Annotated in this window: 7 protein-coding genes; 5 read left to right on the top strand and 2 right to left on the bottom strand. The window is 43.9% G+C overall.

Going from position 1 to position 6,231, the window contains the following annotated elements:
• Window positions 1–49 precede the first annotated feature (49 nt).
• Together CLV31_RS14450 and CLV31_RS14455 are read left to right on the top strand one after the other, a co-directional pair.
• A complete protein-coding gene (locus CLV31_RS14450) occupies window positions 50–385 on the top strand; it encodes a rhodanese-like domain-containing protein (RefSeq protein ID WP_111393608.1) in 336 nt (111 codons plus the stop codon).
• Window positions 386–517: 132 nt separating this feature from the next.
• On the top strand, window positions 518–2,032 hold the full coding sequence (locus CLV31_RS14455; RefSeq protein WP_111393609.1) for a DUF4394 domain-containing protein: 1,515 nt from the start codon (window positions 518–520) through the stop codon (window positions 2,030–2,032).
• Between the two features lie 52 nt (window positions 2,033–2,084).
• Here CLV31_RS14455 and CLV31_RS14460 read toward each other — a convergent pair whose 3' ends face one another.
• Entirely contained in the window at window positions 2,085–2,369 is a 285-nt protein-coding gene (locus CLV31_RS14460; protein ID WP_111393626.1) for a TIGR03643 family protein, read from the bottom strand.
• A gap of 40 nt (window positions 2,370–2,409) precedes the next feature.
• Between CLV31_RS14460 and CLV31_RS14465 the strand changes: the two genes are divergently transcribed.
• Both CLV31_RS14465 and CLV31_RS14470 read left to right on the top strand, forming a co-directional pair.
• A complete protein-coding gene (locus tag CLV31_RS14465; protein WP_111393610.1) occupies window positions 2,410–3,876 on the top strand; it encodes an FAD-binding domain-containing protein in 1,467 nt (488 codons plus the stop codon).
• A 1-nt stretch (window position 3,877) separates the two neighbouring features.
• Entirely contained in the window at window positions 3,878–4,024 is a 147-nt protein-coding gene (locus CLV31_RS14470; RefSeq protein WP_111393611.1) for a DUF2256 domain-containing protein, read from the top strand.
• Here CLV31_RS14470 and CLV31_RS14475 read toward each other — a convergent pair.
• Window positions 4,021–4,668 (bottom strand): sulfate ABC transporter permease, encoded by a 648-nt coding sequence (locus CLV31_RS14475; protein WP_111393612.1) that lies wholly within the window; start codon window positions 4,666–4,668, stop codon window positions 4,021–4,023. The two genes, CLV31_RS14470 and CLV31_RS14475, sit on opposite strands and share 4 nt — an antisense overlap.
• A gap of 78 nt (window positions 4,669–4,746) precedes the next feature.
• Here CLV31_RS14475 and CLV31_RS14480 point away from each other — a divergent pair, with 78 nt between their 5' ends.
• Window positions 4,747–5,943 (top strand): tetratricopeptide repeat protein, encoded by a 1,197-nt coding sequence (locus CLV31_RS14480; RefSeq protein ID WP_111393613.1) that lies wholly within the window; start codon window positions 4,747–4,749, stop codon window positions 5,941–5,943.
• Window positions 5,944–6,231 lie beyond the last annotated feature (288 nt).

Raw genomic sequence — 6,231 nt, forward strand, 5'->3', positions numbered from 1 at the left:
AGGTCTGACATCCAGTAATTTTGGGTCAATATTAAAAACAACGACAACCATGTTTAATTTCTTTAGCACAAAAACAAAAAAGTACGACGACATTCCAGCCGGCCCATTCCACGATTTGATGCTTCAGCCCAATACGGTAATTCTAGACGTGAGGACAGCGGGTGAATTTGCGGGTGGCAAAATCCGGGGAGCCCGAAATCTCGACATCATGTCTTCCAATTTTATCAATCAGGTAAAAAACCTTCCCAAGGACAAAACTTACCTAGTCTACTGCCGAAGTGGCAACAGAAGTGGTCAGGCTTGTGAAATTATGGCTGATTTGGGATTTGAAAACCTAAAGAATCTTTCAGGAGGCATCATGAGATGGCCATTTGAGACGGTCTGATCAGCAGGTAGTATTGGGTGGTTAACACCGGCCAGATTCGAAAGAGTCTGGCTTTTTTATTTTTTTTCAAGGGTTACAAAATCCAAGTCTCTTCTTCTCCTCGTAGATGTGCCAAATCAATTTTATTCTACCATGAACAAACCAAACATCTTTTCATGCGCCTGGGCAATCTTGCTAGGCTCCCTGGCACTCGTGTCGTGCAATGATGATCCGGATCCTGCTTTCGAGACTCCCGGAATGACTCCCATGGTCAGTTTTACTGCATTGGGAGAAGGGAATCAGCTTTATTTCTTTGAAAATGGAAATCTCAACGCACCGGCAGGCATGCAGGGTATCACGGGACTGCCAAACGGAGAAATGATTATCTCCATTGATTATCGACCTGCCACCGGCCAATTATATGGCTTGGGATCTTCCAGTAGATTATATCTCCTCAATGAAAATAACGGTACTGCAACCGCATTGGGAATGGCTGCTTTTACACCTGCAATCGAAGGAGGAATGGCTTCTCTCGATTTCAACCCTACCGTAGATCGGATACGTCTGGTCTCTGAATCAGGACAAAATCTCCGTCTCCATCCCGAAACAGGAGCAGTGGTAGCTACCGATGGGCGAATCAACGGGGGGATGAACCCGAGAATTGCTGCCGTAGCATACACAAACAGTGTGGCAGGTGCTACATCCACTACGCTTTATGACATTGATATCGCTCAAGACAAATTATATAAACAAAACCCTCCAAATGATGGTGGCCTGGAAGAAGTGGGCAACTTGGGCGTAGACTTGGATGGAACAGTCGATTTCGACATCAATCCTGATAATTCACAGGCTTTGGCCGTGGCGAGGAATTCAAACGAATCGCGACTGTATTCCATCGATCTAAATTCAGGCAGAGCTTCTTGGGTTGGAGTTTTTACCCAGCCGATTATCAGCATTTCATTCAAAACCAATCCGGTTGCTTATGCGGCAGATGCCTCCGGAAAGCTCTATCGTTTCAATCCCATGATGCCACAACCTACAATGGTGGATTTTCAGGGATTGGCTATGGGAGAAGTCATAGTGGGACTTGATTTTAGACCTGCCAATGGTCAATTGGTCGCAGTGTCCAATCAAAGTCAACTCTATGCTGTCAACACCTCAAACGGTATGCTGACTAAAATCGGTAATCCCTTGAGCCCAAGTCTGGCGGGCGGAGTCGTGGGATTTGATTTTAATCCGACTGTGGATCGAATCCGGTTGGTGACTGATTCTGGCCAAAATTTAAGGCTGCATCCCGACCTAGGAACGGTCGTCGCTACTGACGGAAATCTGAATCCGGGTATGCCTAAAGTCTCTGGAGCTGCTTACACCGGAAATTTCCCGGGAACTACGGCTACAACTTTGTTTGTAATTGATCATGAAACCAATATGCTCTATACCCAAACACCTCCCAATGATGGAGTCCTGGTGTCTGTAGGAGCTTTGGGTATAGATGTAACCGCTGACAATGGTTTTGATATAGGAGGAAAATCAGACATGGCTTTTGCAGTCCTGAGAGTGGCCAATGCTACTGGAGTGTACCGCATCAACTTGATGACCGGTGCGGCTACCAAAGTTTCTGATTTGACCTTTACACCGACTGCTATGGCGGTAGGTCTTGGATTTTGATGGGTAAACTGGGTTAGTTAATGGAAAAAAGCGGTTCTTTGAATCGCTTTTTTTATTTCTTGGAGATTTTATTCAAGGCTATTCCCCGCTGCATTCTGGATCTGAAGACGATCATGTCATCCGGGCTTTTTTGAGCGTGCTTTGTCGCCCGTCCCTGCACCCTTGCTCTCCACATCTTAAAAGAACTCCGCTTCATGTTTCTCCGCATGAGCTCGATCGTTTCTCCTTCGCTGATTCCGAATTGGTTTTTGATGGCATCAAAGGGAGTCCGGTCTTCCCAAGCCATTTCGATAATCCGATCTATGTCCTGTTCCGTGAGTTCCTTTATTTTTTTCATGAGATTCAAACTTTGAAGAATTCGTAAAGTTTTCATACCGATGAAAATTTCCGTAGTCTGGCTGAAAAGAGATTTGAGGTTGAGGGATCATGAACCTTTGGCAGAGGCCATTGAGTCAGGGTACCCTGTTTTGCTTTTGTACCTGTTTGAGCCAAGTTTGGTGGCAGCTCCACAGAGTAGTGATCGGCATTGGAGATTTGTATGGGAAAGTCTTCAAGATCTCCAAAGTCAATTGAGACTTTTTGATGCACGGATTGAGATTCTCTATGCAGAGGCAGAATACGCTTTTCAGGCCATTACTGAAGAATTTGAAATTCATGCGGTTTATTCTCATCAAGAAACAGGAATCAAAGTCACCTTTGACCGAGATCGAAGCATGGCGGCATATTTTCAATCTCAGGGTATCCGGTGGAAAGAATTTCTTCAACAGGGAGTAGAACGGGGAAGAAAAAACAGACATCGGTGGAACAATCTCTGGTTTGGATTGATGTCAGCCCCACTGAAACATCCGAATCTAAAAAAAGCCCAGATGGTGAGCTTTTCGAAGAGATTTTGGGAGAAGTTTACGCAACAATCTATTCCTGAGATTTGGAAAAAGCCTGATCCGATGATGCAGCCCGGAGGAGAGTCGACCGGGAGAAAGTACCTCAAAAGTTTTCTCGAAGATCGGGTGAAAAACTACAATAAGCACATCAGTAAACCCGAACTCAGCCGAAAGGGCTGTAGTCGCCTTTCCCCCTATTTGGCTTGGGGATGTCTTTCGTTGAGGGAGGTATTTCAACTTTCCTCCGAAAAATCCCATCAGGGTTTCCAATCCCGAAACATTTCCAATTTTCAATCCAGGCTAAAGTGGCATTGTCATTTCATTCAAAAGTTTGAAATGGAATCCCGAATGGAGTTTGAGCCGATCAATAGGGGATTTTTAAACCTTGCTTATGTCTCCAATATAGCCTGGATCAAGGCTTGGGAAGAAGGCAAAACAGGCTTTCCGTTGGTAGATGCCTGCATGAGATGTCTTCGTGTGACCGGATACCTCAATTTCAGGATGCGGGCCATGGTCGTTTCATTCCTTACCCACCATCTGGGACAAAATTGGAAGTTGGGGTCTCATCATCTGGCTCAGATGTTTTTGGATTTTGAACCGGGGATTCATTACCCGCAACTTCAGATGCAGGCAGGTGTCACAGGCATCAACACAGTAAGAATCTACAATCCTGTCAAACAATCTCAAGATCATGATCCTGATGGAGTCTTTATCCGAAAATGGGTGCCTGAATTAGCCAAACTGCCCAACTCGCTTATTCACACCCCTTGGGAATTGACCCCTTTGGAGCAGCAGGAGATAGGTTTTGAATTGGGGAAAGACTATCCTTTTCCTTTGGTCGATTCCCAAAAATCCGGTGCCGAAGCACGGGACCGGATTTGGTCCGCTCAAAAACTCCCTGAAGTCATCCAGGATGCCCAACGTGTTTTGGCGAGGCATACCTTATCCAAACGATGGGCTTGAGATGAAAAAACAACATCTGCCAACCAAAATGTGCCCGATCTGCAACAGACCCTTCACTTGGAGAAAGAAGTGGGAGAAAAACTGGGATGAAGTCAAATACTGCTCAGACCGGTGCAGAGGTGACGCCAAAAAGACCAAAAAGTCTTAGCGATAGGCCCCTATATAGAATCCCAGCCAGATCAAAAGTGGCAGAAAATAGGCCAAAAGGACCACAAGTGTACTTTCCTCGATAGATCTTCTGCTAATCGCATGAAAGCCGAGCACCCAAAAAGCACCATAGATCAATTCAAAGAGGTTTAATACAGATAAAGGGTAATGAAATTTGGTTTCGATATTTCCAGGTCCCACTATCCAAAGAGCGGACAAGGGTTCAAAGTTTTGGATATCCAGATAGCTGACGTTACCAGAGGGATTCATATACACCAAGAGACGCAGAAGTTCTGGAAAAACAAACACTACTTCCGCTACCAGAGCAAACTTCCATAATTCCTTGAATGGGGCTTTAAATCCGATCATCAGCCCGATTGACCAAAATAAAAAGGCAATCACGGTGAATTTCCACAATAAGGCAAAAGGGGTCCAGATGTAATTCAGGGTGTTGAAAATATGAAAAAACATCAGGTCGCCTTGTGCTTCGAGACGATCATATTCGGGAATCGCTTCCAAAATTAACGTGTTGGTCAGATACCTGATCACAAGGAAGGTCAGAATCAAAAAAAGAAAAAAAACACGTTTGTCGAAATCTATTGCCTCATTTATTCGTTGGGCAAGAGGTGAAGCAGGTTTAGCCATTTTGCTTGTTAATATTGGTAAATCTAAACGATTGTTTGGAAATCACCGTAGATTTGCACGAGAAACGAAACGAAAGTAATGAGTAAGGGAACAAAGTTGATTTTATTTTTGATCATTTGGTTGGGTGTGTCCAGGATTGGGTTTCCTCAGGCTGGAGATCCTGAAGTCAGACCCAACAGTTCCCCTTATTTACTTCTAGACAAAGGGCTTCAGTACCGGATCACCAAATCCATCAATAGCATGTACAATTTTGACTTTGCTACTGCAGAGCGGGATTTTGCGGTGATTATGTATCAATATCCAACCCATCCACTTCCGGATTTTTTGATGGCTTTGGGGTATTGGTGGAGGATAGAAGTAGATGTGACCAATACCCGATTTGATGATATTTTTATCAGATACCTCGATCGGGCCAATGAGAAGTCAGAAAGAATGCTCAAGGAAGATCCAAAAAACAAGGAGGCGGCTTTCTTTCTGGCAGCGGGCTATGGATTTCAAGGTCGCTTATACAGTGAGCGAAAGAGTTGGACTAAAGCAGCTTTTGCAGGCAAAAATGCCCTGAAGTACATGGATATGAGTCGGGGAGAAGAGGAGTTCAACCCGGAATTGTTGCTAGGCGATGCTCTTTTCAATTACTTTTCGGTGTGGATTCCAGAAAACTACCCCCTGCTCAAACCTGTTCTGGCCCTTTTTCCCAAAGGAAATAAAGCATTGGGGCTTCAACAGCTGGAAACTGTCGCTTCGAATGCCTTTTATACCCGGGTAGAAGCGCAATATTTTCTTTTCAGACTGTATGCATCAGAGGAAAAGCGGCCTTACGATGCGTTGAGGATCTCCGAATACCTGCATAATAAGTTTCCCAACAATCCATACTTCCATCGTTCCTACGCGAGGCACCTTTACACGGTAGGTCGCTGGTCTGAATCGGTAAACCAATCGCAGGAAATTTTGAACAGGATCGATCAAAAGCAATACGGGTATGAGGCAAACAGTGGAAGGTATGCAGCTTTCTATTTGGCCGAATATTCCTATCGGACTGGTGATCGGGCAGAGGCCAAGAAATATTATCAGAAAACCATTGCCTACGGGGAAGAGTCCGTGTCTCAGGAAAGCGGTTATTACCTGCACGCTCTGATTCAGTTGGGAAAAATGGCAACGGAGGAAAAAAACAAAGCACAGGCAAGAAAGTATTTCGATACGGTAAAGAAATATGCCAAGCGAAAACATCCCGCTCATAAAGAAGCCAGAGATTTTATAAAAAAGAATAAACTTTAAATCAAATTCCCTCGTTTCTAAAACTCAACTCAAGAGATAATTTGAATTTTTTTGATGGAGTGTTCTAATTTGAAAGGATTCTTTGCTTAATCCCTTGGAATCTTTAACAAAATTTTGAATTCCGCTCATCAAAAACATGAAAAGCGATTTAAAACTTTCATCAATTATATTAAATTTGCGCAACATAAAATTTGCCGTGTTCAAGTAATAAGTGCAACGGGTTTGTAAGATAATAATTTCTCTTTAGGAGTTAGGTAGTTGAATTTTCTAATAGGCCTGTTGTTGATT

Origin of the sequence: Algoriphagus aquaeductus (assembly GCF_003253485.1) — a bacterium.
Classification (GTDB): Bacteria; Bacteroidota; Bacteroidia; order Cytophagales; family Cyclobacteriaceae; genus Algoriphagus; species Algoriphagus aquaeductus.